This is a genomic window from Kitasatospora arboriphila (assembly GCF_039528095.1).
In the GTDB taxonomy this organism is placed as follows: domain Bacteria; phylum Actinomycetota; class Actinomycetes; order Streptomycetales; family Streptomycetaceae; genus Kitasatospora; species Kitasatospora arboriphila.
On the sequence record NZ_BAAALD010000003.1, the window covers coordinates 153673 to 180373 of the forward strand.

A 26701-nucleotide genomic window follows, 5' to 3' on the forward strand; every position below is an offset into this window, starting at 1 on the left:
CCGCCCTGTTGCGGCCGGCCCGCGGTGTGCGGTCAGGCCCCCGATGCCAGGTGCCCGAGGGCGTCGGCGATGCCGTCGACCGCGAGCAGGCCGGCGAGGTCGCGGACGAGTCCGGCGCACGGGCCGTCCGGGCGCTCCTCGGCGAAGAAGGCGGCGAACTCCACGGCGAGTGCGGGTTCGCGGGAGGCGGTGACGGCCAGCGCCGCGACCAGCTCCTGCACCAGCTGGAGCTGCAACTCCTCGCGGGGGACGGCCCGTTCGCCCAGCCAGTCGAGGGAGCTGATCTCCGCGTTGGCGATCCAGGCGCGGACGGTGCGGCGCACCCCGGGGCTCGCCTTCGGCAGCGCCAGGTGCAGCAGGATCTGCTCCTGCGCGGCCCGCCGCACCTCGTCGATCACCGCGTTGGTGCCCGGGCTGGCGGCGACCGAGCCGCCGCGCAGCAGGGCGGCGAAGCCGGGGCCGTGGCTGTCCACGAAGTCCAGGTAGCGGCCCATGACCCGCAGCAGCCGCTCGGACAGCGGCCCGTCGGCGGGCTCCTCGAAGCGGGCGGTGAGCTCCTGCCCGGCGCGGCGCAGCGACTCCTCGTAGATCGCCTGCTTGCCGGGGAAGTAGTGGTACACCAGGGGCCGGGAGGCGCCGGCCGCCGCGGCGATGTCGTCGATCGACACCTCCTCGGGCGGGCGCCGGCTGAACAGCTCCAGCGCCACCGCGATCAACTGCTCCCGCCGCTCGTCGACGCTGAGCCGGCGCCGGGGCGCCTTGTCGGCACGGCTGGGCTGATCCTCCGACCGGGGCGCCGCCGAGGGCGTACGGGAAACCATGGCGCCACCCTATCCAGCCCGGACCGTCGGATGATCACTCGATCATGGGATTCCCGCCGGGTGGCGGAGGTGACGAAAGTCTGACGTCCGCCGGTAGCCCCTGGTCGGCGGGCCCGGCGGGTGGTCGAATCGAGGGGTGAACGAATCCAGCGGTACGCCGGTCGGGCGGCGGGTGGTGCTCGGCATGCTGGGCCTCGGGGCGGCGGGCGTCGCCGTGGGCCCGCACCTGCAGCGCGTCGTCGAGGCGGTCACCAGCCGCGACCCGACGGGCCTGAGCGACCTGGTGCCGGGCGGCGGCGGGTTCCGCTACTACTCGGTCGTCGCCTCGGTGCCCGGGCGCACGGCCGCCGACTACGAGCTGCGGATCGACGGCCTGGTCGACCGGCCGGCCACGCTGCGGCTCGCCGACCTCGAGGCGCTGCCGCAGACCCGGATCGTCCACGACGTGCAGTGCGTCACCGGCTGGCGGGTGCCGGCGACCCCGTTCGAGGGGGTGCGCCTGAGCCTGCTGCTGGAGCGGGCCGGTGTCCGCGACGGCGCCGCCGCCGTGCGGTTCAGCTGCTTCGACGGCGCGTACGGCGAGAGCCTCACCCTCGACCAGGCGCGCCGCGACGACGTGCTGGTCGCGCTGCGCATGCAGGACCGCCCGCTCGGCCACGCGCACGGCGGCCCGGTGCGGCTGTACGTCGCGCCGATGTACTTCTACAAGTCGGCCAAGTGGCTCTCCGGCATCACGGTGACCCCCGAGGTCCGCCCCGGCTACTGGGAGCGCCTCGGCTACGACGTCGACGCCTGGGTCGGCCGATCCAACGGACGCGACGATGCACCCACCGGCTGACCCCGGGCGCGCCGCCCGTCCCGCCGCCCGGGTGGCTCGCTTCGCCCGCGCCGAGCGGCTGGTGCACCGGGCCACCGCCGGCCTGCTGCTGACCTGCCTGGCCACCGCGCTGATGCTCTACTACCCGCCGCTGTCGGAGCTGGTCGGCCGCCGCCGGCTGGTCGTCGTGGTGCACGAGTGGTGCGGCCTGCTGCTGCCCGTCCCGCTGCTGCTCGGCCTCGTCTCCCGGGCGCTGCGCGCCGACCTGGCCCGGCTGAACCGGTTCACCGCGGCGGACCGGCGCTGGCTGCGGGCCGTCCGCCGCCGCTCCCACGACCGCCCGGCCGGCAAGTTCAACGCCGGGCAGAAGCTGTACGCGGCGTGGATCGCCGGCGCGGTGCTGGTGATGCTCGGCACCGGGCTGCTGATGTGGTTCACGCACCTGGCGCCGCTGGTGTGGCGTACCGGGGCGACCTTCGTCCACGACTGGCTGGCGGTCGCCGTGGGGGTGGTGGTGGGCGGCCACGTCTGGATGGCGGTGCGCGACCCGGAGGCCCGGCGCGGCATGCGCACCGGGCTGGTCGACCGGCGCTGGGCCGCCCGCGAGCACCCCGAGTGGGACCTCGGCGACGAGCGGGCCGCTCAGGACGGACGGGACTCCAGGTAGCGCCGGTACGCCTCCCGGCCGTCGGCCACGAAGTCCCACTCGGCGAGCCGCTCGGCGAGCTCCTCCTCGGTCAGCCAGCCGTGCCAGGCCACCTCCTCGACCTGCGGGGAGACCGGGCCGGCCCAGCGGGCCTCGTGCATGTCGCAGAACCAGGACAGCCCGTCCTGCTCGAACAGGAAGCGGAACAGCGGCACCGGCTCGATCCCGCGCACCCCGAGCTCCTCCTCGGCTTCCCGGACGGCCGCCTCGGCGTACGACTCCCCGGAGCCGACGACCCCGCCGACGAAGCAGTCGTAGGCGCCGGGGGCGAACAGCTTGGTGTCCGTGCGGCGGTGCACGAAGATCCGGCCCTGCGGGTCGCGGACCAGGATGAACACGCAGCGGTGGGTGAGGCCGTCCCGGTACGCCTCGGCGCGGGTCGCGGTGCCGACCACCTCGTCCCGGGAGTCCACCACGTCGAGCAGTTCTTCGGCGGGATTCGTCATGCTCGGGACACTACCGCCGGACGGGGCCGCGCCGCGGGCGGTGCGGGCGCTCCCGGCGGTCCGGCTCCCGCTCGGCCCGGCACCCCGGCGGCACCGGTAGGACCGTCCGACTATCGTTCCAACCGGAGGCGTGGGCGAGGAAGCGACCGGACGCACGGGCGAGGAACGGCGGGGAACGTGACAGCGGTGGAGATCTGGGGCGAGACGGCGGAGGGCTTCGAACCCGTCCGCGAGGCCTTCGCCCGCAACTTCCGCGAGTACGGCGAACTCGGCGCGGCCTTCGCGCTCTACCTGGACGGCCGCAAGGTGGTCGACCTGTGGGGCGGCGACGCCAGGCCCGAGGTCGGCGGGCGACCCGCCCCCGCCGTGCCGTGGACCGCCGACACCGCCCAGGTGCTGCGCTCCGTCACCAAGGGGCTCACCGCCGCCACCGCCCTGCACCTCGTCCAGCAGGGCCTGCTCGACCTGGACGCCCCGGTCGTCTCCTACTGGCCCGAGTTCGCCGCCGCCGGCAAGGAGCGGATCCCCGTCCGCTGGCTGCTCTCGCACCAGGCCGGACTGCCCGTCCTGGACGTGCCGCTGCGCCTGGAGGACCTGCTGACCTGGGAGCCGGCCGCCGCCGCCGTCGCCTCCCAGGCCCCCGCCTGGGAGCCGGGCACGGCTCACGGCTACCACCCGTACACCTTCGGCTGGCTGGTCGGCGAGATCGTGCGGCGGGTCAGCGGCCGCAGCATCGGCCACTACCTGGCCGAGGAGATCGCCCAGCCGCTCGGCCTCGACCTGTGGATCGGCCTGCCCGCGGGGGCGGCGCCGCGGGTCGGCCGACTGGTCGACCTGCCCGCGCCCGAGGCCGCGCAGACCGGCCCGAGCGGCATGAAGGTCCGCCCCAAGGCCTCCGTCGTACGGGCCTACCAGGACCGCACCTCGCTGACCGCCCGGGCGTTCGGCGCGGTGCTCGCCGCCGTCGACCTGAACGACCCCGCGGTGCAGGCCGCCGAGGTGCCCGGCGCCGGCGGCATCGGCACCGCACGGTCGGTGGCCCGGTTCTACGCCTCGCTGATCGGCGCCGCCGACCGGCACGGCGGGGCGCCCGGCGAGCGGCTGCCCGCACTGTTCGGCCCCGAGGTGCTGAAGGAGGCGATGGGCCCCGCGGTCAGCGGCCCGGACAAGGTGCTGATCGTCAACACCACCTTCGGCCACGGCTTCTTCCGGCACGCCGCCACCTCCCCGATGGCCACGCCGGCGAGCTTCGGCCACCCCGGCCGCGGCGGCTCGCTCGGCTTCGCCGACCCGGAGCTCGGCATCGGCTTCGGCTACGTCACCAACGGCATGCAGCCCGGCGTGACCGGCGACATCCGCTCCCGCAGCCTGATGACCGCCGTCCGGGCCTGCCTGGAAGGCCGGACGGGCTGACCGTCCGTCAGTTCGCCGCGCTCAGGCCTTGTTCGCGCAGCCACTCCAGCTGACGCTGCTGCTGGGAGGCCCGCCCGCCGGCGTGGTCGCCGAAGCGCCACACCTCGATCGCGGCCGGGCCGCCGTAGCGGTGGTAGGTGGCGAAGACCGTGGACGGCGGGCAGACCGGGTCCATCAGCGCCGCGCTGAACAGCGCGGGCGCGGTGGCCCGCGGCGCCAGGTGCAGGCCGTCCACGTACGCCAGGGTGGCGAAGACCTGCTCGACGGCGTCCCGGCGGTGCAGGCCGAGGTACTCGGCGATCTCCGGGTACGGGCCCGCCGAGGCGGTCTCCACCGCCCGGGGGAAGTGCTGCAGGAAGGGCACGTCCACCAGGGCGGCGGCCACCGCGTCCCCGGCCAGCGCGGCGGCGGCCAGGGCGAGCCCGCCGCCCTGGCTGGCGCCGCCCACGACCACCCGCTCCGGATCGATCCGCGGCAGGCCGCGGACGAAGTCCACCGCCCGAACCGCGTCGGTGTACAGCCGCCGGTAGTAGTAGCCCGCGGGCGAGTCGATCCCGCGGGTCATGAACCCGGCCGCCCACTGCGGGCCGCCCGGGTGCGGGTCCGGGGTGTCGTGGCCCTGGCCGCGGGTGTCCATGACCAGGTGGGCGTAGCCGGCCGACACGTACAGCAGCCGCTCCAGCGGCAGCCCGCGGCCCTGGCTGTAGCCCAGGTACTCGACGACCACCGGCAGCGGCCCGCGGGCGCCGCGCGGCAGCAGCAGCCAGCCGGCGACCGGCTCGCCGCCGTAGCCGGGGAAACGCACGTCGTGCACCTCGGCGCCGCGCAGCAGGCTGTCGCCGACCGGGGTGACCGAGGCCGGGCCGCCGTGCGCCCGGGCCTCGGCGAGCGTGTCGTCCCAGAAGGCGTCCAGGTCGGCGGGGGCGGCCGGCTCCGGGCGGTAGCGCAGCAGGTCCTCGTAGGGCAGGTCGGTCAGCGGCACGGGTTCTCTCTCCTGTTCGGGTGCCGTCGGCTCCTGCCGTGGAGCCGACGGGCGGTCAGATCAGGCCGCTCCGGGCGGCCCAGACCGCGGCCTGCAGCGGGGTGCGCACCCCGATCCGGTCGCAGAGCACCCGGATCCGGCGGCGCAGCGTCCGGCTGGAGGTGGACAGCCGGCGGGCGACGGCGTCCAGCGGCAGCCCCTCGGCGAGCAGGAGCAGCAGCTGGTGCTCCTCTGGGGCGAGCAGCCCGGCGGCGGGGCGGCGGGTCTGCGGCACGGGCTGGGCCTGCCGGTACGGCGCCGCCGGCGACGGGCCGAACCGGCCGGTGGGGGCGGTACGGCCGCGGTTCAGCGCGGCGGGGCGCTGCACGGCGGCCGGGTGCGGTGTCTGGTGCAGGGCGGTGGGGTGCATGGTGGCCTCCTTGCCACGGAGTGGGGCGGGCCCGGGTCAGATCGGCAGCCGGGCGCCGTCGCGCAGGTAGAGCGGGATCCGGTCGAGCGGGGCGTCCGCGGTCACCGTGGTGCCGCCCGGGTGCACCTCGTCCGTCCAGGCGCAGCGCCAGGTCGCCCCGGCGGGCAGCAGGACGGTGCGCTGCCGGGCACCGGCCTCGACCACCGGCGCGACCAGCAGGTCCGGCCCGAGCAGGAACTGGTCGCCGACCTCCCAGGCCGCCGGGTCCTCGGGGAACTCCACGAACAGCGGCCGCATCGGCGGCACGCCGGTCTCGGCGGTGTGCCGCATCTGCTCCTGGATGTACGGCCGCAGCCGCTCGCGCAGGTGCAGGTAGCTGCTGAAGATCCCGTACGCCTCCTCGCCGTACGACCAGACCTCGTTGGGGCCGCCGGTCATCGCCGGGCCGAGCGGCATCCACGGCTCGCGGTAGCCGTGCAGCCGGAACAGCGGACAGAAGGCGCCGTACTGGAACCAGCGGACGATCACCTCCCGGTAGGCCGGGTCGTCCGGGTCGCCGCCGTGGAAGCCGCCGATGTCGGTCGTCCACCAGGGGATCCCGGAGACCATCACGTGCAGACCGGCCCTGATCTGGTCGCGCAGGGTGGCGAAGTCGGTGCCGATGTCGCCGGACCACAGCGCGGCGCCGTAGCGCTGGGCGCCGGCCCAGGACGAGCGGTTGAGGGTGACCACCTCGCACTCGCCGGCGGCGAGCATGCCCTCGTGGAAGGCGCGGGCGTTCTCCCGCGGGTACAGGTTGCCGACCTCCAGGCCGGGCCCGGCGTGGTAGCGCAGGTTGGCCTGGTGGCCGGGGTTGATCTCCGGCTCGCAGGCGTCCAGCCACCAGACCTTGATGCCGTGCGCGAGGTAGTTCTGCGCGATCCGCTCCCAGAGGAACTCCCGGGCCTCCGGGTTGGTGGCGTCGTAGAAGGCGACCTGGACGGTGGAGTCGACGCCCTTGTCCGGCCACTCGGCGTGCGCCATCGGGCCGTACTCGGTGCCGATCAGCAGGCCGCGGCGCTCCATCTCGGCGTGGTTCTCGCTGAGCGGGCTGACGGAGGGCCAGACGGAGACCATCAACCGCACGCCCATCTCGTCCAGTTCGCGGACCATGGCGGCCGGGTCGGGCCACTCGGCGGGGTCGAGCTTCCACTCGCCGAGGTGCGTCCAGTGGAAGAAGTCGTTGACGATCACGGACAGCGGCAGACCGCGCCGCCTGTGCTCGCGGGCGACGGAGAGCAGCTCCTCCTGGGTGCGGTAGCGCAGCTTGCACTGCCAGAACCCGGTGGCCCACGACGGGAGTTCGGGGGAGTGGCCGGTGGCGTCGGCGTACCGGGCCAGGGTCTCGGCCGGCTGCCCGGCGGTGATCCAGTAGTCGAACTGGCGGGCGCTGTCCGCGACCCAGCGGGTGCCGTTGACGGCCAGCTCCACCCGGCCGATCGCCGGGTTGTTCCACAGCAGCAGGTAGCCGCGGTCCGAGAGCAGCACCGGGATCGACACCTCGGCGTTGCGCTGCACCAGGTCGATCGTGGCGCCCTTCTGGTCGAGCAGCCCGTGCCGGTGCTGACCGAGGCCGAACAGCTTCTCGCCGTCGTACGCGGCGAAGCGCTGCTCCAACCGGTGGTAGCCGTTGCCGGTCGGCGTGTAGAGCCGGGCGCCGGGCCACCAGAAGTGCGCGGGCTGCTCGGAGAGCAGTTCGCTGCCGTCGGCCCGCAGGAATCGGACGATGCCGCGCTCCGTGACCTCGGCGGTGATCGCGCCGTTGACGATCCGTCCGACGCCGCCCTCGGTCTTCACCGCTGCCTGCGGCGCGGCCGGCGGCCGCTCGGCGAGCGCCCCCGGCAGGTCGGGCCGCAGCCGCCCGCCGCGCACCGCCCGCACCCGGATCGCGTCCGGGCCCCAGGGCTCCACCCGCAGGGTCTCCAGGTGGCCGTGCCACTCCAGGGCGCCGTCGTGCTCGCGCAGCACACCGGGGGCCTCGGGCTTCTCCGGCGGGGGGATGGGCAGGGGGTGGTTCACGGGACGGCTCCTGGGGGTTGCGCGCGGGCAGCGCGGGGCGCGCCGGTGCGGGCTGCGCCCCGGCGTGCGGGATCGGTGGGGGTACGGGCGCGTGCGGGTGCGCCCGGCTCCCGGTGATCGGCGATGCGCGCGAGCGGCCGGGTGGAGCGGGTGGAGCGAGCGGAGCGGGTGGTGCGGGTGGTGCGGGTGGTGCGGGGGATCGGGTGAGGGGACGGCCCGGCGGTGCGTCGGTCGGTGCGTCAGTCGGTCCGCGGGGCGGGACCGCTGGACTCCCGCATGGTGAGGGTGGGGCGCAGCAGGGTCAGCCCGGAGGTGTCCTCGCCGCCGGCCTGGGCCATCAGCAGCTCGACCGCGCGCCGGCCCATCTCCTGCGCGGGGATGGAGACCGAGGTGAGCTGCGGGGCGGAGTGCAGGGCCACCTCGTCGGGGCAGACCGCGACGACGGAGACGTCCTCCGGCACGGCCCGCCCGGACTGCCGGAGCTGGCCGAGCAGGTGCGGCAGCGCGGCCTCGTTCTGCACCACGAAGCCCGTGGTGTTCGGCCGCTCCTGCAGGATCCGCGAGAGCGTCCCGCTGGCCGCCTCGTGGCCGGCCCCGCAGGGGCGGTGCAGGAAGCCCAGGCCACGGGCGGCCGCCTGCTGCCGGAAGCCGGCCAGGGTGCGCTCGGCGAACCCGGTGTGCCGGCGGTAGACCGACTCGGCGGCCCCGATCAGCGCCACCTCGCGGTGGCCGAGGTCGGCGAGGTGGTCGGCGGCCAGCGCGCCGGTGGCCTCGAAGTCGAGGTCGACGCAGGTGAGGCCGGCCGGGTCGGCGGGCAGGCCGATCAGCGCGGCCGCCGCCCCGGTCTGCCGCAGCAGCGGGATCCGCTCGTCCTCGAGTTCGACGTCCATGAGGATCATCGCGTCGGCCAGTCCGCTGGCGGCGACGCGCTTCACCGCGGACGGGCCCTCCTCGCTGGTCAGCAGCAGCACGTCGTGGCCGAACCGGCGGGCGGTGGTGGTGATCGCGATGGCGATCTCCATCATCACCGGCACGAACATGTCGGTGCGCAGCGGGATCATCAGGGCGATCACGTTGGAGCGGTTGCTGGCCAGCGCCCGGGCCCCCGCGTGCGGGTGGTAGCCGAGCTCGGCGATGCTGCGCTCCACCCGCAGCCGGGTGTTCTGCGAGATGGACCGCTTGCCGCTGATGACGTACGAGACCGTGCTCGGGGACACCCCGGCGTGCCGGGCGACCTGGGCGAGCGTGACCATCTGGTGCTCCATCTCGCGACACGGCCGGGCGCCGGTGGTGAAGCGCTTCGACGATGTCTGCTGTGCGGCTCGATGCTGTCCTGCCCGGAGAGCTTAGAGAGGCAGATGGACTGTGTCCAGACCCGGTGTCGAAGCGCTTCACCACCTGTGCCCGGCGGGCTGCGCGGGGGCGGCGCCGGGGCGTTCAGGGGTCCGCGGGCGGGCTGCGGAGCCTACGCCTGGCCGGTCTCGAAACGGCTGATCCGCTCCCCGTCCACGGTGAACCGCCACGCGGTGCGCATCTCGCCCCAGGTGTCGTTGCGGTAGTTGGCGATCAGGGCGAGGCCGCCGTCCTTCTCCGTCTGGACGTCGATGTGGCCCCGGGAGGAGAAGATCTCCCGCTCCGCCCAGGCCGCCAGCGGGCGGTCCGAGCCGTCGTCGGACATCGTGGCGTCCGGGGTCAGCACGGCGAAGAACGCCGTCGGGTCGCCCCCGTTGATCGCGGCGACCAGGGCACGAACGGCGGGATTGGACAGCTTGGCGGCGGGGATCGTCATGGTCGGGGCCTCCTCGTCCCGGATGCACGGCACGGTGCCGTGCTTTCCAGAGACCACGGGGCCCGGCCGCCCGCCAGCGGCGTGCGCCGTCCGCGCCCCGCCTCCGCGGCGCCGGGCCCGGGCTGTGCTTTGATCCGCATCCGGGGGCCACCGCGGGGAACCGCCGACGGAAGGAGCGCCCTGGATGGGGCCGGCCGAACTGATCGTCCTGACGTTCCCGCAGGAGGCCATCACCGCCGAGAGCGCCCGCGCCCTCGCCGCCCTGCGGACGGCCGGGGACATCCGGGTGGTCGACGCCCTGGTGGTCACCCGCCGCGCCGACGGCACCGTCGAGTACGCGGAGGTCGGCGAGGTGGAGCACCTGCAGGGGGTGGTCGCGGCCGGCGGGCACGAGCTGCCGCTGATCGGACCGGCCGACGCGCAGGAGGCGGCCGCCCTGCTCGCCCCGGGCAGCGTCGCCGTGGTGGTGCTGATCGAGCACCTGTGGGCGCAGAGCGCGGCGGCCGCGCTCGGTGCGGTCGGCGGGCGGATTGCCTCCGGCGTGCGGATCCCGCCGGAGCGGATCGAGGAGGCCGTCCGCGCGGCCCGGGCCCGCAGCGGGCGGTGAGGCACCTCGGGGGCGCGGGGCCGGGAGGGCTGCGGCGGACACCTCAGGGGGTGCGGGGAACTGCGCAATGCGGATGGGCGCGCCGTACGGATCAGGGCTCAGCCCGAATCGCATTGGGACCCACCCCCGGACTGTGCAGTTCTCCCCCCGGCCTTCGGCCGGGAGGTGCCCCCACGCGCCCCTGAGGTGCTGCCCTTGCATTGCGCAGTTCTCCGCGCCGCTGGTGCGGCCGAATTCTCCGTACACGTGTGCCGGGGGCTCTGGTCGCCGGGCTCCGGGTCCGCTACGGTGGGTGCATTGCCGGTCACGCGGTGCGGTAGCGGCCCGTCCGCCGTTCCCAGTGCAGGTAGCCCGCCAGCCAGGCGGTCATGCCGTCGGCGTAGCGCTGCGCGATGCCGCGCTGCTCCTCGTCGAGTTCCAGCTCGCGGAAGGCGCAGGGCAGTTCGGCGAGCAGCCGGGCGTAGCGGTCGACCAGCAGCTGCGCCTCGGTGAGGACGATCGAGCAGGCTTCCTCCGGCGGGCAGGAACGTTCCCGCTGGACGATCATCACCAGGTTGTACACGTCCCCGCGCGGCGCCTCCAGCGGGTAGGAGCGGACGTCGTTGCTGTACGAGGGGATGTCCGCGGCGACCTGGCGCAGTTGCCGCAGCACGGGGTGGTGGAACGTGCCCTGCGGCACGGTGAATCCGCCGAGCCGTTCCACCATGTCGAAGATGGTCTCCATGGCCGCCGTTCCCCGACGGAGCATCAAGTAGCCCTCGCGGTCCGGGATCCGGCCGGAGAGCCGGCCGGCGGCCTCGGCGGGGTGGCTGGCGAAGTACCACTCCCAGTTGGCGGCGGCCCGGGCCCGCCAGCGGCCGGGCATGCCGGCCGTGGACCGTCTCCAGAGGTCGGCGAAGGCCCGTTCCACGCCGGAGGTGCCGTCCGGCAGGGCGCCGTAGAGGATCGCGGTCAGCCGTTCGCAGATCCGGGACACCTCGGTCGGGCGCCGGCCCAGGGCGCTGTCGAACTGGTCGTCGAAGAGGAAGAAGAAGCCCAACATGTCCGCGGCGAGGGCGAGTTCGTCCGGTCCCGCGTCCGGATGGCTGAGCGCCGCGAGCTCGGCGACCTCCCAGTGGCCGTACACCGCCGCGTCCGCGACGTCCGCGAGTTCGCGGTGGCGGGCGAGCCAGGAGCGGTGCCGCTCTGCGGCGTGGGCGTGGTGCCCGCTGCGCCGGTGCGGGAACGGGAAGTCGAGCGAGCTGTCGTCGGACATGGTGCTCCCAGCAAGGTGACTCTCGGATCCGGTGCTGTGCGTTCGCGTCGTGCGGTGACCCCGATGCTGATACTGGGACGTGCGGAAGATCCACTGCGCCGTCCGGCCCGGCAGACTACCCGATCGGATCATCGGATGGCATGCGCACCAGGGCATTTGCCCGGGCCCTGCAGCCTCAACCCTCGACTCCCGTTCGGCCTGCACGAATGGCGCCCGCGCGGGCGTGCACGGCGCTAGGGTCGTGGGCGGAACGAGGAACGGAAGAGGCGGAGGCGCGGCGGTGTCGGCAGATCAGAACGGGCAGGGCGAACAGGAGTACGTCACCTCTCCGGCCGAGGAGACACTGCGCGAGCGGGACACCGAGCTGCACACCGCCGACGAGGCGGTCGCCCGGCTGTGCCGCAAGTTCGCCGCCGGCGGCACCGAGATCGGCGAGGTGCTCTGCTACTCCGGCCCCGGCGGCATGGGCAAGACCTCGCTGCTGCACCGGGTCCGCCGCCTGGGCAAGCTCCAGCCCGGCTGCACCGTGCTCTTCGCCCGCGGCGGCGAGCGCCAGCGCAACGAACCCTTCCGCGTGCTGCGGCAGTTGCTGCAGCCGGTGCTCGGCTCGCTGCCCGAGGAGGAGAAGCAGGAGGTCTTCGGCAACTGGTACGGCATCGTCGGCCCCGCCATCGGCCTCGTCCCGCCGTCCGACGAGCTGGAGCCCCTCGACCCGCAGGGCGTGCGCGACGGCCTCGACTTCGTCTTCACCCAACTCGCGCCGCGTCGTGCCCCGTTGGTCATGGTCGTCGACGACCTGCACTGGGCCGACCAGGAGTCCCTCAGCTGGCTCGCCGCGTTCGCCGTCCGCTCGCGCGAACTGCCCGTGCTGCTCGTCCTCGCCTACCGCGACGAGTTCGACCACAAGACGCTGCCGCTGCGCCACCAGATCGAGTCCATCGCCCAGCACCGCCACGAACTGCGCCGGCTCACCCCGGACACCGTCGCCGACCTCGTCCGCGCCGAACTCGGCCCGCACGCCGAGGACGCCTTCTGCCGCCAGGTCTGGGCCGTCACCGGCGGCACCCCGTACGAGGTCGTCGCGCTGCTCCGCGAGGTCCGCGACCAGGCGCTGGAGCCCAGCGAGGAGAACGCCCGCAGGCTGCACGACCTCGCCGCCGCCGCCCGCGGCGAGACCCTGCAGCACTGGCTGGACAAGCTCGGCCCGACCACCCTGCGGTTCGCCTGGGCCGCCGCGCTGCTCGGCACCGACATCCGGCAGACCCTCGCCGCCGCGATCTCCGCCCAGGGCCCGGACCAGGCCGAGGAGTCCGTCCGCCAGCTGCGCCGCCAGCGCGTCCTCACCAGCCAGCCCAACGGCCGGCTGGAGTTCGTCCACCCGCTGATCGGCACCTCGATCTACCTCACCATGCCGGCCGCCACCAAGACCGCCATGCACGGCATCGCGGCCACCGCGATCGAGAACGCCGGCGGGACCATGCTCGCCGCCTCCCGGCACCTGCTGGAGGTGCTGCCCGAGGGCGACGACGCGATCGTCCGCAAGCTGCGCAAGGCCGCCCAGGAGCACCTGGCCATCGGCGCTCCGGACGCCGCCAAGCGCTGCCTGGAGCGCGCCCTCAACGAGCCGCCGGACGACGACATCCGCGCCGAGGTGATGTACGAGCTCGGCTGCTCCGCCCTGCTCACCGACCCGGCCGCCACGGTCAACCAGCTCACCGTCGCCCTGGAGCCGGAGAACGGCCTGAGCCCCGCGCTGCGGGTCGACGCCACCTTCCGGCTCTCCGAGGCGCTCGCCCACGCCGGCCAGCTGACCCGGGCCGCCGCGGTCTGCCACGAGGAGGCGCAGCGCACCCCGCAGGGCCCCGGCCGGCTCCGACTGGAGGCCGCGCACTTCATGTGGGCCGCCTTCCAGCGCGACGAGGACGACGCGGTCGGCCGCTCCCGTCGGCTGGAGGACATGGCAACCGCGCTCACCGGCCGGGACAGCGCCGAGCGCGCCCTGGTGGCCATGCAGGCCTGGGACCTCACCCTGCGCGGCGGGTCCGCCGCCCGCGCCGTGGAGCTCGCCGACCGGGCGCTGGTCAACGGCCGGCTGCCCGCCGAACTCCGCTGGACGGGCACCATCTGGGGCTTCGAGCTGCCCGCCCTGATCGGCCTCACGCTCACCTACACCGACGAGCTCATCCGCGCCGAGCGGCTGTTCTCCGACGCCATCATGGAGTTCGAGGTCGCCGGGTGGAGCGGCGCGCACCGCGGCTTCGCCTACTTCCTGATGGGCCTCGTCCGGTTCCGCCGCGGCTTCCTGCTGGAGGCCGAGGACTTCCTCCGCCGCGGACTGCGGATCTCCGAGCGGATCGCCCCCGACCTGCCGCTGCAGTGGGACATCGTCGGCGTCCTCGCCGACACCCTGCTCGCCCGCGGCCGCGTCCAGGAGGCCTGGGAGCTCGCCGAGCAGTACCGCTTCGCCCCGCCGTACCACGAGACCGCGATGGTGCTGCCCGACGCGCCCACCCTCTACGGCAAGCTGCTGCTCGCCCGCGGCGACCGCGCCCGGGCCGTCGAGGTCCTCACCGAGGTCGGCCGGCAGCTCGACGCCCGCGGCCGGTACAACACCGTCTGGGCGCCCTGGGCCGGCCACCTCGCGCTCGCCCTCGCCCCGGACGAGCCGGAGGAGGCCCGCAAGCACGCGCAGGACGCCGTCGACCGGGCGCGCACCTTCGGCTCGGCCTCCGCGGTCGGCGCCGCCCTGCGGCTGCAGGCCGCCGTCACCGACGGCCCGGTCGCGGTCGAGCTGCTGGAGGAGGCCGTCGCCGTGCTCGGCCAGTCCCCGGCCGGCCACGAGCACGCGCACGCCCTGGTGGACCTCGGTGCCGCGCTGCGCCGCAGCGGCCGGCTGGTCGACGCTGGCGAGTACCTCTACCAGGGCATGGAACTCGCCCAGCAGTGCGGCGCCGACGGCCTGGTCGCCCGTGCCCGCCGCGAGCTCGCCGTCTCCGGGCTGCGCCCGAACCGGCTGCGCACGCTCACCAAGGACGCCCTCAGCCAGCACGAGTGGGAGGTCGCCGAACTCGCCGTGCGCGGCCTGCCGCCGCAGCGGATCGCCGACCACCTCGACCTGCCGCTCAGCCTGGTGCACCGCCGACTGGCCGCCGTGCACCGCAAAGCGGGCACCGGGCCGGAGGGCCTGGCCGCCGCCCTCGGGCTGCCCGACAAGGACTCCCGCACCGGCGACGACGGCTGAGCCCGTCCGGAACCCGCGACCGGCCGGGGCACGCACCGCGCAGCAGCGCCGTACCGGGCCCCGGCCGGGCTAGGCTGCTCCGGGGCGACAAGATCGCTCATAATCGAACAGCAGTCGAGGTGAGGCGGTCGCGGCCGCTTCGGTGAGGAGCAGGCCATGGCGGCATCCGCACAGGCCACGGAGGTCCGGCACGGGCCCTTCGAACCCAGTGGTGCGGGCGCGGCGATCGAGCGCTGGACCCTGCGCAACGGACCGCTGGAGGCCAGCGTCCTCACCCTCGGCGCCACCCTGCACACCCTCACCGCGCCCGACCGCTCCGGCACGCCCGCCCAGATCCTGCTCTCCACCGAGGACCTCCCGCAGGTCCTCGGCGCCGCCCGCCACTACGGCAGCACCGTCGGCCGCTACGCCAACCGGATCGCCGACTGCCGGATCACCCTCGACGGCGAGGACCACTCGCTCGCCCCCACCGGCAACGGCGTCACCCTGCACGGCGGCCCGGACGGCTTCGCCCACCGGATCTGGGAGGCCGAGGAGATCCCCGGCGGCGTCCGGCTCAAGCTGCACAGCCCCGACGGCGACCAGGGCTTCCCCGGCGGCCTCGACGTCACCGTCTCGTACACGCTCTCCGCCGACGCGGTGACCATCGACTACCACGCGGTCACCAGCAAGCCCACCGTCGTCAACCTGACCAACCACGCCTACTTCAACCTCGCGGGCGAGGGCAGCGGCGACGTGCTCGGCCACCTGCTCACCCTGGACGCGGACCACTACACCCCGGTGGACGCCCGGCAGATCCCGCTCGGCCCGTTCGAGGCGGTGGCCGGCACGCCCTTCGACTTCACCACCGCCCGGCCGCTCGGCAAGGGCATCGCCGAGAACCACCCGCAGGTGGCGGCGGCCCACGGCTACGACCACAACTGGGTGCTGCGCGAGCGACCCACCGACGGCGGCCCGTCCCGCGCCGCCCTGCTGGAGGACCCGGAGAGCGGCCGCACCCTGGAGGTGCTCACCACCGAGCCGGGCATCCAGGTCTACACGGCCAACGGCTTCCAGGGCGCGGTCACCGGCGCCCGCGGCGTCCCGTACGGCCCGTACGCCGGCGTCGCGCTGGAGACCCAGCACCACCCGGACTCGCCGCACCAGCCCTCGTACCCGTCGACGGTGCTGCGCCCGGGCGAGGAGTTCCACTCGACGACGGTGCTGCGCCTCGGCACCGCCTGAGGCCCGGCGACCGTCCGGGAGGGGCCGCGGCCCGTCCGACTGAGAGCGGTTGCTGCAAACCACCGCAACGACGGCCCGTGCCGCCGGGGACGACCCGGACGGCGCGGGCCGTTCGCATGCCCCGGCCGGGCAGGAGCGATGCAGGCCACGGGGGTCGAGGGGGCGGTTCGCGCGACGGCAACTCGGAGGACACGCGGATGTAACGATCTGAATCACGCTTGCAGAAAGTTGCTGCAAGGGCTTTCAGGTTGGCTTTCGGCGCTGTTACGTTCCTCCACAAGCCCGACGGCCGCAACGGCGCAGTCGGCACGGGACAGCCATTATGCGCGGTCCTCCACCAATTCGGGCACCCCCACCTTCCTAGGAGTTCTCATGCGGCGTGGCATCGCGGCCTCCGCTCTCGTTGCGGCCCTTGCGGTTTCTCTTGCAGCCTGTGGCAGCAGCGGCTCCGGCTCGGACGCCAAGGGCGACGGCGGTCCGGTCACCATCACCTACTGGGACACGTCCAACGCCACCAACGAGGCTCCGACCTACCAGGCGCTGGTCCAGAAGTTCGAGGCCGCCAACCCGAACATCAAGGTCAACTTCGTCAACGTGCCGTTCGACCAGGCGCAGAACAAGCTGCAGACCGCGATGGGCGCCAAGGGCGCACCGGACGCCTTCCGCTCCGAGGTCGGCTGGACCTCCGCCTTCGCCAAGGCCGGCTTCCTGGAGCCGCTGGACGGCACCCCGGCGCTCCCCGACGCGTCGGCCTTCCAGCCGAGCCTGGTCCAGCAGGCGAAGTACGAGGGCAAGACCTACGGCGCGCCGCTGGTCACCGACACCCTCGGCCTGCTCTACAACAAGGACCTGTTCGCCAAGGCCGGCATCACCAAGGCCCCCGCGACCTGGGACGAGCTCAAGGCCGACGCCGCCCTGGTCAAGGACAAGGCCGGCGTGGACGGCTTCTTCATGCGGGCCGGCGACGGCTACTACGCGATGCCGTTCCTCTTCGGCGAGGGCACCGACATGGTGGACGCCAAGGGCAAGAAGATCAGCATCAACTCGCCCGAGGCCACCAAGGCCGTCGAGACCTACAAGACGATGTTCACCTCGCCGGGTACCGTCAAGGCCGATACCACGACCGACTCGTACGCCCACATGATGGACGCGTTCAACACCGGCAAGGTCGCGATGATCATCCAGGGCCCCTGGGAGATCACCAACATCTACAAGGGCGCCGCGTTCAGCAACAAGGCGAACCTGGGCATCGCGCCCGTCCCGGCCGGCTCCACCGGCAAGGCGGGCGCCCCCACCGGCGGCCACAACGTCTCCGTCTACGCCGGCTCCGACGCCGCCCACAAGGCCGCTGCCGAGAAGCTCGCCGCGTTCCTGACCTCGGCCGAGAGCCAGACCACCCTCGCGCTGAAGAACTCCACCCTGCCGACCCGCGGTGACGCCTACACCGCCGAGGTCAAGGCCAACCTGGGCATCGCGGGCTACCAGGCCATCCTGGGCTCCGCCCAGCCGCGGCCCGAGCTGCCCGAGTACGGCTCGCTGTTCGCCTCGATCGGCACCAACCTCGCCAAGATCGTCCAGGGCCAGGCCGACACCAAGGCCGGCCTGGACGCCACCGCCGTCGACTACGCGAAGCTCCTCCCCGGCTTCGCCAAGTAACACCCCCGGCCGCCCCCGTACGAAGACCCAGTCGCCGACGCGAGGCGGCGGACCTCCCGAAAAGGTGTCAACAATGGCAGTCGCCGTGCAGGGCGCTCCCGGCAAGAGCAGCCGCGGCCGCGAACCGCGTCCGGGCCTCGTGGAGCGCATCAAGCTCTCGTACAGCAAGTACTGGTACGCCTACGCCATGATCGCGCCGGTCGTGGTCGTGCTCGGCGTGCTGGTCGGCTACCCGCTCGTGCGCGGCGTCTACCTGACGCTCACCGACGCCACCAGCCTCAACACCGGCCGCCAGATCGGCGTCAACCACATCCCGGACAGCTTCAAGTTCGTCGGCCTGCACAACTACGCCGACGTGCTCTGGGGCCCCGGCTCGTACGACCGCTTCTGGTCGCACTTCGTGTGGACGATCGCCTGGACGGCCATCTGCGTCGTCCTGCACTACACCATCGGCCTGGCGCTGGCCATGCTGCTCAACCAGAAGCTCCGCGGCCGCGGCCTCTACCGCATGCTGCTGATCCTGCCCTGGGCCGTGCCGACCTTCGTCACCGTCTTCTCCTGGCGCCTGATGCTCGCCGACGGCGGCGCCATCAACGCCGTCCTCGGCTCGGTCGGCCTGCCCGAGCCCGGCTGGCTCTCCGACCCGTTCGCGCAGAAGGCCGCCGCCGTCGCCGTCAACACCTGGGTCGGCGTGCCCTTCATGATGGTCTCGCTCCTCGGCGGCCTGCAGTCCATCCCGGCCGAGCTCTACGAGGCCGCGGAGATGGACGGCGCCAGCCCCTGGCAGCGCTTCCGCTACGTCACCCTGCCGGGCCTGCGCACCGTCAGCAGCACCGTCGTCCTGCTCGGCGTGATCTGGACCTTCAACCAGTTCGCCGTCATCTTCCTGCTGTTCGGCAACGGCGCGCCCGACGCCCAGATCCTGGTCACCTGGGCCTACCGCCTCGGCTTCGGCCAGATGCCCCGCGACTACGCGCAGTCCGCCACCTACGGCGTCCTGCTGCTCTCGCTCCTGATCGTCTTCACCAGCTTCTACCGCCGTTGGCTCGCCCGCAACGAGCAGGCGAACGGCTGAGCGCCGCGAGCATCCAGCAGACCAGCGACATCCACGAGGCAGGTACCCCGATGACCACCACCACCGATCGACCGGCCGCCCGCCCCGCGGCCGCCCACGCCGCCCGCCCGGCCAAGGTCCGCAGCCGCGAGCAGCGCAGCCCCGTCGCCTCCGTGCTCAGCCACCTCGCGCTGATCACCGCCAGCCTGATCGCGCTCTTCCCCGTCGTCTACATCGCCTACATCTCGCTGGGCCCGGACGACATGGACTACCTGCACCCGGGGCAGATCCTCGGCAAGGCGACCCTGTCGAACTACGACAAGGTGCTCAACCACACCGACTTCTTCAGCTGGTTCGGCAACTCGGTGATCGTCGCCGGCGGCACCACGGTCGTCGGCGTCATGCTCGCCGCCAGCACCGGCTACGCCGTCTCCCGGATGCGCTTCGCCGGCCACAAGCAGCTGATGTGGACGCTGCTGGTGACCCAGATGTTCCCGATCGCCGTGCTGATCGTGCCGATGTACTACATCCTGTCCAACCTGCAGCTGCTGGACAGCTACCTCGGCCTGATCCTGGTCTACTCCGGCACCACCGTCCCGTACTGCGCCTGGCTGCTGAAGGGCTACTTCGACACCATCCCGGTGGAGATCGACGAGGCCGGCCGGGTCGACGGGCTCTCCCCGTTCGGCACCTTCTGGCGGCTGATCCTGCCGCTGGCCCGCCCTGGCCTGGCCGTCGCCGCCTTCTACTCCTTCCTCACCGCCTGGGCCGAAGTCGCCTTCGCCTCGACCTTCATGCTCAGCTCGGACAAGTACACGCTCGCGGTCGGCCTGCAGTCCTTCATCAGCGAGCACGACCACCAGTGGCAGCTGATGGCCACCACCTCGGTGCTCATCGCGCTGCCCGCCGCACTGGTCTTCTACCTCGTCCAGCGCCACCTCGTCACCGGACTCACCGCAGGTGCGGCCAAGTCCTGACGAACGCACGCACCGAACGGCCGAAGCACCCGCCGAGGCCGTCGGTCCGACGTACCGTCACACCACGCTCCGTTCGCCGCGATTCCCCAAGGGATGACTGACCCATGACCCAGAACCTGGCCGACGCCTCCCGGCCCGCCCCCGCTACCGCCGCCGAGCCCATCGCAGCGAGTGCGGGCGCGAGCAGAGGCTGGTGGCGGGACGCGGTCATCTACCAGGTGTACCCCCGCAGCTTCGCCGACTCCAACGGCGACGGCATGGGTGACCTGCCGGGCATCCGCAGCCGCCTGCCCTACCTGCGCGACCTCGGCGTCGACGCGGTCTGGCTCTCCCCCTTCTACGCCTCCCCGCAGGCCGACGCCGGCTACGACGTCTCCGACTACCGCGCGGTCGACCCGATGTTCGGCACCCTGCTGGACGCCGACGGGCTGATCCGCGACGCGCACGCGCTCGGCCTGCGGATCATCGTCGACCTCGTCCCCAACCACTCCTCCGACCAGCACGAGTGGTTCCAGCGCGCGCTGCGCGAGGGCCCCGGCTCCCCGCTGCGCGACCGCTACCACTTCCGCCCCGGCAAGGGCGAGAACGGCGAGCTGCCGCCCAACAACTGGGAGTCGATCTTCGGCGGCCCGGCCTGGACCCGCTCCGTCAACCCGGACGGCACCCCGGGCGAGTGGTACCTGCACCTCTTCGCCCCCGAGCAGCCCGACTTCAACTGGGAGAACCGGGCCGTCGCCGACGAGTTCCGCTCGATCCTGCGGTTCTGGCTGGACATGGGCGTCGACGGCTTCCGGATCGACGTCGCGCACGGCATGGTCAAGCAGGCCGGCCTGCCCGACATCGGCGGCGAGGGCGACCAGCTCAAGCTGCTCGGCAACGACGTGATGCCCTTCTTCGACCAGGACGGCGTCCACGAGATCTACCGCGACTGGCGCAAGATCCTCGACGAGTACCCGGGCCAGCGGATCGGCGTCGCCGAGGCCTGGACCCCGACCGTCCAGCGCACCGCCAACTACGTCCGCCCCGACGAGCTGCACCAGGCGTTCAACTTCCAGTACCTGGGCACCTCCTGGTCCGCGGACGAGCTGCGCGAGGTGATCGACGTCTCGCTCGACTCGATGCGCCCGGTCGGCGCCCCCACCACCTGGGTGCTCTCCAACCACGACGTCACCCGGCACGCCACCCGCTTCGCCAACGAGCCCGGCCTCGGCACCCAGATCCGCACCGCCGGCGACCGCGAGCTCGGCCTGCGCCGCGCCCGCGCCGCCAGCCTGCTGATGCTGGCCCTGCCCGGCTCCGCCTACGTCTACCAGGGCGAGGAGCTCGGCCTGCCGGACGTCACCGACCTGCCGGACGAGGTCCGCCAGGACCCGTCCTTCCTGCGCGCCTCCGGCCAGGACGGCTTCCGCGACGGCTGCCGGGTACCGATCCCGTGGTCCGGCACCGAGGCCCCGTACGGCTTCGGCCCCGCCGCGGGCGGTCCGAGCTGGCTGCCGCAGCCCGCCGAGTGGGCCGACCTCAGCGTGGAGGTCCAGACCGGCGACCCGACCTCCACCCTGGAGCTCTACCGCTCCGCGCTGGCCGTCCGCCGCGAGCACCCCGCGCTCGGCGCCGGCACCGAGGTGACCTGGCTGGACGCGCCGGAGGGCGTGCTCGCCTTCCGCCGGGACAGCGCGCAGGGCTCCTTCGTCTGCACCTCCAACACCACCGCTGCGCCGGTCCGGATGGCCGCTCCCGGACGTATCCTGCTGTCCTCCGCGGACACCGAGGCCGTGGACGGAGAGATTCTGCTGGCAGCGGACAGCACCGTATGGTGGGCGGTCTGAGATGGTTGCAATAGGCTCTGGGATCGTGACTACGGCGCGACTCTCGGACATCGCGGCGCAGGCGGGGGTCAGTGAAGCCACCGTCAGCCGCGTCCTCAACGGCAAGGCGGGCGTCTCCGCGACCACCCGCCAGACCGTACTGGCCGCTCTCGACGTGCTCGGGTACGAGAGGCCGACCCGGCTGCGGCAGCGCAGTGCGGGTCTGATCGGCCTGATCATCCCGGAGCTGAACAACCCGATCTTCCCGGCGCTCGCGCAGGTGATCGAGCAGGTGCTCAGCCGGCACGGCTACACGCCGGTCCTGTGCACCCAGACCCCCGGCGGCTCCACCGAGGACGAGCTCGTGGAACTGCTGGTGGAGCGGGGGGTGTCCGGCATCGTGTTCGTCTCCGGACTGCACGCCGACACCACCGCCGACCACGAGCGGTACAACAAGCTGATCGGCCGCCAGGTGCCGTTCGTGATGATCAACGGCTACAGCGAGCGGATCGCCGCGCCGTTCATCTCCCCGGACGACCGCGCCGCGATGTGGATGGCCGTCCAGCACCTGGTCGAGCTCGGCCACACCAAGATCGGCCTCGCGATCGGGCAGCGGCGCTTCGTGCCGGTGCTCCGGAAGGTCGAGGGCTTCCGGGCGGCCGTGCAGGAACTGCTCGGCGTGACCGAGGAGGAGGCCGACGGCTGGATCCACCACACGCTGTTCAGCGTGGAGGGCGGGCACGCCGCGGCCGGCGTGCTGCTCGACAAGGGCTGCACGGCGATCGTGTGCGGCAGCGACATGATGGCGCTCGGCGCGATCCGGGCGGCCCGGCAGCGCGGCCTCGCGGTACCGCAGGACGTCTCGGTGGTCGGGTTCGACGACTCGCCGTTGATAGCGTTCACCGAGCCGCCGCTGACCACGATCCGCCAGCCGGTGGAGGCCATGGCCATCGCGGCCGTGGACGCCCTGCTGGAGGAGGTCGGCGGCAACCCCGCGCAGCGCGCGGAGTTCATGTTCCAGCCGGAGCTCGTGATGCGCGGCTCCACCGGGGCCAGCGTGCGCTGACCCCGCCACCGGGCCCGACGGGCCCGAGGCACACCCCTGCGGCCCCGGAGAGCCCTCTCTCCGGGGCCGCAGGGCGTTTCCGGGGGCAGGGCCCAGGGGCGCGGGGCAACCCCCCAGAAGTGCGGGGCAACCATTCAGGGGCGCGGGCAACGACCCAGGGGCGCGTGGGGGCACCTGGTGGTCGGCCCGGCGCCCCTGGCGGCTGATCCCCCCTGGGCGTGTGCCTCAGCCTTCTTCGACGGTGCGGTGGGGGCGGGTGGTGCGTTCGGCGTCGGCGGCGTCGCCGGTGCGGGCCTCGGTGCGGCGGCTGCGGGCCAGGTAGTCGCGGACGATCAGCTCCACCGCGTCCTGCGGGTTGCCCGCCCCGACGGCCAGCATGACCTCGATCGCCAGATCGGCGTCCAGCGTGACGGTGACCTTCGCTGCCATGGCGGCTCCTCAACTCCGTGGGAGCGTCAGCCTATCCGCGCGGGCAGGCCGCAGCCCCGGGGCGGCGGGAGGCCGCTCCGGGGCTGCGGAGGGGGAGAGGAGCGCCCGGGCCGAGGGACCCAGGTACGGCTTCGGGCGCCTGCCCCGGCGTGTGTGACGCCGGGAGGGGCGGTTCAGACCCGGCCGGCGAAGTCCGGGGCCCAGTTGGCGATGGTCTGGACGCGGACGCCGGCGCTCGGGTTGGCGGCCTCGACGTACTTGCCGTCGCCGATGTAGAGCGCGACGTGGTGCACGCCGGAGTTGCTGCCGTTGTTGGACCAGAACAGCAGGTCGCCCGGCTGCAGGTTGTCCAGCGAGACGCGGGTCGAGTAGTCGGCCTGGTCGGCGGCGACGCGCGGGACGGAGATGCCCGCGGCGCGCAGCGCGGCCTGGGTGAGGCCGGAGCAGTCCCAGCCGCCGTTGCCGGTGCCGCCGTAGATGTAGGCCTGGCCCACCTTGGAGAGCGCGAAGTTGACCGCGGCGGCCTTGGAGCCGGTGGCGGTCTGCGCGGTCGTGGTGGTGGTGCTCGCCTTGACCGCGGTGGTCGCCGGCTTGGCGGCGGCCGGGGCGGCCTGGGCCGGGGTGGAGGACGCCTTGGCGGGGGTGCCCAGCGACAGCTTCTGGCCCGGGTAGATGGTGTGCGGACCGTTCTTCAGGACCGACTTGTTGATCTCGTAGAGCTTCTGCCAGCCGCCCTGGACGTGGTTGTGCTCGGCGATGGTCGACAGCCAGTCGCCGGCCCGCACGGTGTAGGTGGCGCCGTGGCTCCACTGGCCCTGCCGGGACTTCTGGCCCTGCCAGGCCTTGCCGTCCTGCGAGGTGCCGGTGGAGGCGGTCGAGCCGGTGGAGGCGGCCGGCGCGGCCGGCGCGGCCGGGGCGGCCGGCTTGGCGGGGGTGGTGGCCGCCGGGGCCGGGGTGGAGGCGGAGCCGCCGGTGTTGATCTCGGGGGCCGGACCGCCCTTGGTCAGGCCGGCCTTGACGGAGCAGACGGGCCAGGCGCCGGGGCCCTGGACGGCCAGCACCTTCTCGGCGACGGCGATCTGCTGGTCCTTGGTGGCCAGGTCGGCGCGGGAGGCGTAGCTGCCGCCGCCGAAGGAGGTCCAGGTGCTGTTGGTGAACTGGAGGCCGCCGTAGAAGCCGTTGCCGGTGTTGATGTGCCAGTCGCCGGAGGACTCGCACTGGGCGACCTTGTCCCAGGTGGAGACCGAGGCGGCGGAGGCGGTGCCGGCGGCCAGCGACGGGATGCTGAGGCCGATGCCGACGACGCCGGTGGTGGCGAGAATGCGGCGGCCGCGCTTGGAGTTGATGGACAGCATGAAGCAGCGTTCCTCTCCCACGCCTGCGAGGTGAGCTGTCGGATTCGGGCTGGAGTTGCCCGGCCGCGCGCGCAGGATCCGGCGATCCCTCGCCGTTTCCGCGCGTGCGGCTTCACCCCAAGCCGGGGAGCGGTGCTGGACCGCTCCCGGGCGACTTACCTGGTTCCCCCGCCCCTGCCGAAGTGCGTTTCGCATTGCCAGTCGGACCGCCGGCAGGACTCGGCGTTCGGGCCAACTGGGTCCGTGTGACCACGAACGTGGGAGGACATTAGACAGAGTTAAGTTCAAACCGCAAACATGTGTGATGCCGGTCACAGCCGATCTTGGTATATTCCATGATCGACCCCTTGATCTTTTCGTGATCGACTTCTGTCGATTTCCGGCAAGGCCCTTCCGGGAAAACCGGCCTGTTTATGCTTCAGGACGGGGGGCCGGGCGACGGCCCGGGGGAGGGGTCGACCGCTCATGGATCACCACGGGCAGCACCGGGAGGCGGAGTCCGGCGGAGTGCCGCGACGGCCGGCGCCGCACCGCCGGGTCGGCCGGCGCAGGATGCTCGTCTGGCTCGGGATCTCCACCGCCGCGGCCGCGGTCGGCGGCGGCGAGTTGGCCCGCCGTGCGCTCGCCTCGTCGGCCGCGCCGGCGTCGGCGGCCACGCCCCTCCCCGCGGCCTCCGGAGGGCCCTCTGCCGGGCATGCGCGGGCTGCCCCGGCTCCTGTCGACCCCTCGCCCTCCCCGGTCGATCTGACGGGCCGCCGCTGGTCCGACCCGGCGGGCTGGGGCGGCGCCGTCCCCGGGGTGAGGAGCGCCGTCAGGATCGCCGACCGCGTCCTGCTGGACGCCGACGCGTCGATCGGCTCCCTGGTGGTCGAGCCGGGCGGCTCGCTGGTCTTCGCCCCCGGGCGCAGCCTCACGCTCTCCTCCGCGGGCGCCGTGGAGGTCCGCGGCGTCCTGGCGCTGGCCCCGGCGGACGGCTCCGTGCACACCCTGAGATTTCCGTCCGTAAACGAACAAAGCTTCCGCGGCGGCGGCATGACGGTGGTGGAGGGGGACACCGGGCTCTGGGTGACCGGCACCGGCTACCTGCGGCTGGACGGCGCCGCCAAGACCGCCTGGGTCCGCGCCGCCGCCGCGCTGCGGGCCGGCGACACCGAGCTGCGGCTGGCCGAGCCGCCCGTCGGCTGGCGGGCGGGCGACGAGCTGGCCGTCACGCCGACCGGACCCCCGAGCGAGGACGAATTCTCCACCCGGTACGATCTGTGCACGATCAGACGGGTCGACGGCAAGACCGTCACGCTGACCGCACCCCTGGCACACCCGCACCCGCGGGTGACCGCCGGCGGCGGCGTCGCGGTCGGCGCCGAGGTGCTCAACCTGACCCGCAGCGTCCGGATCGAGGGCACCGCCGAGGGCCGTGCCCACGTCCACCTGACCAGCTCGCGCCGGGCCGACGTCCGGCACGCCGCGCTGCGCTGGCTCGGCCCGCGGCAGCCGGGCAAGGAGACCTGGAACGGCTCGCCGGTCACCGAGCCCGTGCTCGGCCGGTACGGCCTGCACTTCCACATGCTCGGCGACACCTCCCGCGGCACCGTCGTCGAGGGCGTGGTGGTCCGCGACAGCGGCAGCCACGCCTTCGTCCCGCACGCCAGCCACGGCATCACCTTCCGCAGCTGCATCAGCCACAACACCTGGGAGGACGCCTACTGGTGGGACGGCCCGCTGGACACCCGCACCCCGCAGGCGCCGTCCGACGACATCACCTACGAGTCCTGCGTGGCCTCCCGCACCGTCCACGAGCCGAACCCCCGCGGCTACCGGCTCACCGGCTTCTCGCTCGGCGCCGGCACCGGCGGCACCGCCCGCGACTGCGTGGCCGTCGGCGTCCAGGGCGCCACCGGCGCCTCGGGCTACGAGTGGCCGGAGACCAGCGAGGGCGTCTGGACCTTCGAGCGCTGCCTGGCCCACAACAACCTCGAGAACGGCCTCTTCGTCTGGCTGAACGCCCGTCACCACCACACCCTGGAACGCTTCGTCGCGTACCACAACGGCGGCTGGGGCGTCGAGCACGGCGCCTACCTCAACGACTTCGACTACAACGGCGGCGTGCTGTACGGCAACGGCGCCGGGGGAGTGGCCGTGCACGCGCTCGGCCGGGACAAGGGCACCGTCTTCGACGGCCTGCTGATCGACGCCGCGGGCCAGTCCGACTACGCGGTCGCCACGGCCAAACACCAGCTCGCCGGAACGACGGTGACGATCGGTCGGAGCCACCTGACGGGCTATCGGAAGGCCGGCGTCGCGTTCCGGGCCACCGCGGACGGCGAGCCGGACGATATCGCCGTGCTGGACTGCTCCTTCGGCGGCAACGAGGTGTGGCTCGACCCGCAGGCACCAGAACCGGCCCGGATCGTCCTGCGCAAGGCCGGTGAACGGCAGGCCGTGCAGCTGCGGCCGGGCCCGGGCAAGGCCGAGTGGAACGCCGCTGCCGCACCGGCCGCAGTGGACGGGCCGCCCCGGGCGGTCGTCACCCCCGCGATCCGGCTCGCCGACGCGGCGGCACCGACCCGGCGGCTGCCCGTCTGAACCCGCGG

Annotated in this window: 23 protein-coding genes and 1 riboswitch; of the genes, 12 read left to right on the top strand and 11 right to left on the bottom strand. The window is 73.5% G+C overall.

Annotation, left to right across the window (positions count from 1 at the left end; all coding sequences use genetic code 11):
- Positions 1-32: 32 nt before the first annotated feature.
- Entirely contained in the window at positions 33-821 is a 789-nt protein-coding gene (locus ABD353_RS02995; protein WP_344621840.1) for a TetR/AcrR family transcriptional regulator, read from the bottom strand.
- A 184-nt stretch (positions 822-1005) separates the two neighbouring features.
- Here ABD353_RS02995 and ABD353_RS03000 point away from each other — a divergent pair, with 184 nt between their 5' ends.
- Together ABD353_RS03000 and ABD353_RS03005 are read left to right on the top strand one after the other, a co-directional pair.
- Positions 1006-1659: a molybdopterin-dependent oxidoreductase gene (locus tag ABD353_RS03000; RefSeq protein ID WP_344621890.1), complete on the top strand. Its 654-nt coding sequence runs from the start codon at positions 1006-1008 to the stop codon at positions 1657-1659.
- Positions 1643-2305: a cytochrome b/b6 domain-containing protein gene (locus tag ABD353_RS03005; protein ID WP_344621841.1), complete on the top strand. Its 663-nt coding sequence runs from the start codon at positions 1643-1645 to the stop codon at positions 2303-2305. Before ABD353_RS03000 ends, ABD353_RS03005 begins: the two co-directional genes overlap by 17 nt.
- On the opposite strand, the gene ABD353_RS03010 is transcribed toward ABD353_RS03005, so the two are convergent.
- On the bottom strand, positions 2281-2790 hold the full coding sequence (locus tag ABD353_RS03010) for an NUDIX hydrolase (protein ID WP_344621842.1): 510 nt from the start codon (positions 2788-2790) through the stop codon (positions 2281-2283). The genes ABD353_RS03005 and ABD353_RS03010 overlap by 25 nt on opposite strands.
- Positions 2791-2976: 186 nt before the next feature.
- On the opposite strand from ABD353_RS03010, the gene ABD353_RS03015 reads away from it, so the two are divergent.
- Positions 2977-4203, top strand: coding sequence for a serine hydrolase domain-containing protein (locus ABD353_RS03015; RefSeq protein ID WP_344621891.1), 1227 nt, complete (start codon positions 2977-2979; stop codon positions 4201-4203).
- Between the two features lie 7 nt (positions 4204-4210).
- Here ABD353_RS03015 and ABD353_RS03020 read toward each other — a convergent pair whose 3' ends face one another.
- The 5 genes from ABD353_RS03020 to ABD353_RS03040 form a co-directional block, all read right to left on the bottom strand.
- A complete protein-coding gene (locus tag ABD353_RS03020) occupies positions 4211-5185 on the bottom strand; it encodes an acetylxylan esterase (protein ID WP_344621843.1) in 975 nt (324 codons plus the stop codon).
- 55 nt (positions 5186-5240) lie between these two features.
- A complete protein-coding gene (locus ABD353_RS03025; protein WP_344621844.1) occupies positions 5241-5594 on the bottom strand; it encodes a hypothetical protein in 354 nt (117 codons plus the stop codon).
- Positions 5595-5630: 36 nt separating this feature from the next.
- Positions 5631-7652, bottom strand: coding sequence for a glycoside hydrolase family 31 protein (locus ABD353_RS03030; RefSeq protein WP_344621845.1), 2022 nt, complete (start codon positions 7650-7652; stop codon positions 5631-5633).
- 239 nt (positions 7653-7891) lie between these two features.
- Positions 7892-8905, bottom strand: coding sequence for a LacI family DNA-binding transcriptional regulator (locus ABD353_RS03035; RefSeq protein ID WP_344621846.1), 1014 nt, complete (start codon positions 8903-8905; stop codon positions 7892-7894).
- A gap of 212 nt (positions 8906-9117) precedes the next feature.
- The gene (locus ABD353_RS03040) at positions 9118-9441 is read right to left on the bottom strand and encodes a nuclear transport factor 2 family protein (protein ID WP_344621847.1); all 324 of its coding nucleotides are present in this window, start codon (positions 9439-9441) and stop codon (positions 9118-9120) included.
- 184 nt (positions 9442-9625) lie between these two features.
- On the opposite strand from ABD353_RS03040, the gene ABD353_RS03045 reads away from it, so the two are divergent.
- On the top strand, positions 9626-10048 hold the full coding sequence (locus ABD353_RS03045; protein ID WP_344621848.1) for a DUF6325 family protein: 423 nt from the start codon (positions 9626-9628) through the stop codon (positions 10046-10048).
- Positions 10049-10352: 304 nt separating this feature from the next.
- On the opposite strand, the gene ABD353_RS03050 is transcribed toward ABD353_RS03045, so the two are convergent.
- Complete coding sequence (locus ABD353_RS03050) at positions 10353-11303, bottom strand: terpene synthase family protein (RefSeq protein ID WP_344621849.1); 951 nt, start codon at positions 11301-11303, stop codon at positions 10353-10355.
- 280 nt (positions 11304-11583) lie between these two features.
- Here ABD353_RS03050 and ABD353_RS03055 point away from each other — a divergent pair, with 280 nt between their 5' ends.
- From ABD353_RS03055 to ABD353_RS03085, 7 genes are all read left to right on the top strand, one after another.
- Positions 11584-14544: an ATP-binding protein gene (locus tag ABD353_RS03055; protein WP_344621850.1), complete on the top strand. Its 2961-nt coding sequence runs from the start codon at positions 11584-11586 to the stop codon at positions 14542-14544.
- A 156-nt stretch (positions 14545-14700) separates the two neighbouring features.
- A complete protein-coding gene (locus ABD353_RS03060) occupies positions 14701-15768 on the top strand; it encodes an aldose epimerase family protein (RefSeq protein ID WP_344621851.1) in 1068 nt (355 codons plus the stop codon).
- Between the two features lie 372 nt (positions 15769-16140).
- Complete coding sequence (locus tag ABD353_RS03065) at positions 16141-17424, top strand: extracellular solute-binding protein (RefSeq protein ID WP_344621852.1); 1284 nt, start codon at positions 16141-16143, stop codon at positions 17422-17424.
- A 73-nt stretch (positions 17425-17497) separates the two neighbouring features.
- Complete coding sequence (locus tag ABD353_RS03070; protein ID WP_344621853.1) at positions 17498-18499, top strand: carbohydrate ABC transporter permease; 1002 nt, start codon at positions 17498-17500, stop codon at positions 18497-18499.
- A 50-nt stretch (positions 18500-18549) separates the two neighbouring features.
- Positions 18550-19455 (top strand): sugar ABC transporter permease, encoded by a 906-nt coding sequence (locus ABD353_RS03075; protein ID WP_344621854.1) that lies wholly within the window; start codon positions 18550-18552, stop codon positions 19453-19455.
- A gap of 104 nt (positions 19456-19559) precedes the next feature.
- Entirely contained in the window at positions 19560-21281 is a 1722-nt protein-coding gene (locus ABD353_RS03080; RefSeq protein ID WP_344621855.1) for a glycoside hydrolase family 13 protein, read from the top strand.
- 1 nt (position 21282) lies between these two features.
- Positions 21283-22326 carry a LacI family DNA-binding transcriptional regulator gene (locus ABD353_RS03085; protein WP_344621856.1) on the top strand — a complete coding sequence of 348 codons (1044 nt, stop codon included), beginning with the start codon at positions 21283-21285 and terminating at the stop codon, positions 22324-22326.
- A gap of 225 nt (positions 22327-22551) precedes the next feature.
- On the opposite strand, the gene ABD353_RS03090 is transcribed toward ABD353_RS03085, so the two are convergent.
- From ABD353_RS03090 to ABD353_RS03100, 3 genes are all read right to left on the bottom strand, one after another.
- Complete coding sequence (locus ABD353_RS03090) at positions 22552-22755, bottom strand: hypothetical protein (RefSeq protein WP_344621857.1); 204 nt, start codon at positions 22753-22755, stop codon at positions 22552-22554.
- 173 nt (positions 22756-22928) lie between these two features.
- Positions 22929-24131 (bottom strand): transglycosylase family protein, encoded by a 1203-nt coding sequence (locus ABD353_RS03095; protein WP_344621858.1) that lies wholly within the window; start codon positions 24129-24131, stop codon positions 22929-22931.
- A riboswitch (cyclic di-AMP (ydaO/yuaA leader) is annotated at positions 24116-24314 on the bottom strand. (Overlaps the previous gene by 16 nt.)
- Before the next feature lie 266 nt (positions 24315-24580).
- Entirely contained in the window at positions 24581-24766 is a 186-nt protein-coding gene (locus ABD353_RS03100) for a hypothetical protein (RefSeq protein WP_344621859.1), read from the bottom strand.
- Positions 24767-24908: 142 nt separating this feature from the next.
- Here ABD353_RS03100 and ABD353_RS03105 point away from each other — a divergent pair, with 142 nt between their 5' ends.
- Positions 24909-26693 (top strand): hypothetical protein, encoded by a 1785-nt coding sequence (locus tag ABD353_RS03105; RefSeq protein WP_344621860.1) that lies wholly within the window; start codon positions 24909-24911, stop codon positions 26691-26693.
- The last annotated feature ends 8 nt before the right edge of the window (positions 26694-26701 follow it).

Coding starts and splice junctions, on each gene's coding strand:
- ABD353_RS03040 (WP_344621847.1), bottom strand. CDS start 9,441: ATGACGATCCCCGCCGCCAAGCTGTCCAATCCCGCCGTTCGTGCCCTG.
- ABD353_RS03070 (WP_344621853.1), top strand. CDS start 17,498: ATGGCAGTCGCCGTGCAGGGCGCTCCCGGCAAGAGCAGCCGCGGCCGC.
- ABD353_RS03035 (WP_344621846.1), bottom strand. CDS start 8,905: ATGGTCACGCTCGCCCAGGTCGCCCGGCACGCCGGGGTGTCCCCGAGC.
- ABD353_RS03050 (WP_344621849.1), bottom strand. CDS start 11,303: ATGTCCGACGACAGCTCGCTCGACTTCCCGTTCCCGCACCGGCGCAGC.
- ABD353_RS03075 (WP_344621854.1), top strand. CDS start 18,550: ATGACCACCACCACCGATCGACCGGCCGCCCGCCCCGCGGCCGCCCAC.
- ABD353_RS03045 (WP_344621848.1), top strand. CDS start 9,626: ATGGGGCCGGCCGAACTGATCGTCCTGACGTTCCCGCAGGAGGCCATC.
- ABD353_RS03065 (WP_344621852.1), top strand. CDS start 16,141: ATGCGGCGTGGCATCGCGGCCTCCGCTCTCGTTGCGGCCCTTGCGGTT.
- ABD353_RS03025 (WP_344621844.1), bottom strand. CDS start 5,594: ATGCACCCCACCGCCCTGCACCAGACACCGCACCCGGCCGCCGTGCAG.
- ABD353_RS03010 (WP_344621842.1), bottom strand. CDS start 2,790: ATGACGAATCCCGCCGAAGAACTGCTCGACGTGGTGGACTCCCGGGAC.
- ABD353_RS03080 (WP_344621855.1), top strand. CDS start 19,560: ATGACCCAGAACCTGGCCGACGCCTCCCGGCCCGCCCCCGCTACCGCC.
- ABD353_RS03090 (WP_344621857.1), bottom strand. CDS start 22,755: ATGGCAGCGAAGGTCACCGTCACGCTGGACGCCGATCTGGCGATCGAG.
- ABD353_RS02995 (WP_344621840.1), bottom strand. CDS start 821: ATGGTTTCCCGTACGCCCTCGGCGGCGCCCCGGTCGGAGGATCAGCCC.
- ABD353_RS03005 (WP_344621841.1), top strand. CDS start 1,643: ATGCACCCACCGGCTGACCCCGGGCGCGCCGCCCGTCCCGCCGCCCGG.
- ABD353_RS03085 (WP_344621856.1), top strand. CDS start 21,283: ATGGTTGCAATAGGCTCTGGGATCGTGACTACGGCGCGACTCTCGGAC.
- ABD353_RS03000 (WP_344621890.1), top strand. CDS start 1,006: ATGCTGGGCCTCGGGGCGGCGGGCGTCGCCGTGGGCCCGCACCTGCAG.
- ABD353_RS03060 (WP_344621851.1), top strand. CDS start 14,701: ATGGCGGCATCCGCACAGGCCACGGAGGTCCGGCACGGGCCCTTCGAA.